Source organism: Companilactobacillus halodurans (assembly GCF_009600985.1).
Classification (GTDB): domain Bacteria; phylum Bacillota; class Bacilli; order Lactobacillales; family Lactobacillaceae; genus Companilactobacillus; species Companilactobacillus halodurans.
The window spans coordinates 1-1,884 of the sequence record NZ_VDFP01000082.1 but is presented as its reverse complement, the minus strand read 5'-3'; the positions used below and the strand labels follow the sequence as shown (position 1 = coordinate 1,884).

The following is a 1,884-nucleotide window of genomic DNA, read 5'->3' as shown; positions in this document are numbered from 1 at the left end:
GGCGTTCAAAAGCCTTTCCCCAACGCAATCATAATCAGGATTGTGCTTACCTTTACCATTGCGGTCCAAAGGACAGATAGCATCAATTTCATCTGATGTTAAAGCAAAGTCAAAGATTTCCTTGTTTGACTTGATACGTGCCTCATGAACTGACTTAGGAAAGACGATTATACCTTCTTGATGTTCGAAACGAAGGATAATTTGACCGACGTCTTTACCATATTTTTTGGCTAAATCATTCAATAATGGTTCGGCAAACAAATCTTTACTACCTTGACCTAGTGGAGCCCAAGCTTCTAGTGTCACATGAGCGTCGGCCATAATCTTACGCAATTCTTTTTGTTGGAAATAAGGATTGTATTCAATTTGGTTAACACTTGGCATTGTAGCAAAGTTTAGTACCCACTTATTCCAGATCTTAGGTGTCATATTTGAAACCCCGATTGAACGAATCTTACCAGCAGCTTTAGCTTCTTCCATGGCCTTCCAAGCTTCATCAACTTTACCATATGGTTGGTGAATCAAATAAAGATCCATATAATCCAAACCTAGTTTTTGAAGTGAAGTGTCGATAGCCTTTTTAGCATCTTCATAAGCAAAATCTTGAAGCCATAGTTTTGAAGTAACCCAGATTTGGTCACGAGGAATACCGCTATCCTTGATAGCCTTACCGACTTCTTGTTCATTGAAGTAGGCTACCGCTGTATCAATGTGGCGATAGCCTAATTTCAAAGCATCACTAACTGCTTTGTATGTTGAACCGTCAGCGGGAATTTGGAAAGTACCGAAACCGAATGATGGGATTTCTGTACCGTCGTTTAATTTAAAATTTGTAATATTTGTATTTGTCATAATATCTCCTTATCAAGCTCTTGAAATGATAAATACAGTATAAGGTCAGAATTCAACTTTGAAAATTACTAAAAAGCTATAGTAGCATACTTTACTCGTATACTACTGTTCTAGCCTCTTTCTTACGTCACCTAAGACTTTATCAATATCTCCTTTAATAGCTTGCCCCTTATCTTCAATTTGTTGTGGCAAGAACTGATAATCACGATTGACCATAATATCGTAAGCCCCATTCAACGTATGAGTTAATGCCCAAAATGGCTCTTGAATAAACATCGGTGTCATTCGACCAACGCCAAGCTCAATAAACAAAATCTTCTTATCATGTAAATTATTATTTAGATCATCTGAAATTTTTCGATATTCTTCGCGATATCTAGTTCCTTCCAAGAAATTTCCATATCCTCTGACCCATGGAAACATTTCGCTACCACAATGGGGACACTTAGGAATCAACTCTGTTGGTATCTTAGTATCATCTCCCATTGTTTTGACCATTTCTTCAACTGGTTCTACTGCATCATATACCTCATCAGAACAACTATTAGAGCATTGGAAAAAACGATGATCTCCCTGAATCTGAGCCACTTTATCTTCTGGAAAAGCTTTGATTGCTTGAGTATCTTGATTAGTGGTTAATATAAAATAATCTTTACCCCGCAAAATAGCTTGCAAATCTTTATATGGTTTTCTTACTTCGGCATGTTGTGTTGTATATAAAAACGTTGCTAAATATCCCCAATACTCTTCACGAGTTTTAAATGGATACTTCATTCCTGCAAAGGCACCTTTCATACCATATTTTTCAGCAAACTTTCCAAAATACTTTCTAAATGATGCGTTATCTTCATAATAAAAATCTCCACCACCAGCTGCTGATAATCCTGAAGCTCCTCCAACAATGATATGATCGGCCTCGTTTATTTTTTGGGCAAAAACATCTAGCTGTTGATCATATGGTAATGGCTCTCTTGCAGTTAATGCCACTGGTGTTTTTCCACTAGCGTAAACGCCAAAATATTGTTGATAATT

General features: G+C 36.9%; 2 protein-coding genes. Both read right to left on the bottom strand.

The window, feature by feature from the left end:
• The coding region (locus tag FHL06_RS12565) for an aldo/keto reductase (protein ID WP_153386919.1) at positions 1-852 on the bottom strand (852 nt) is incomplete at its 3' end.
• Positions 853-954: 102 nt separating this feature from the next.
• On the bottom strand, positions 955-1,884 hold a 930-nt coding region (locus FHL06_RS14425; protein WP_192917988.1), incomplete at its 5' end, for an SIR2 family NAD-dependent protein deacylase.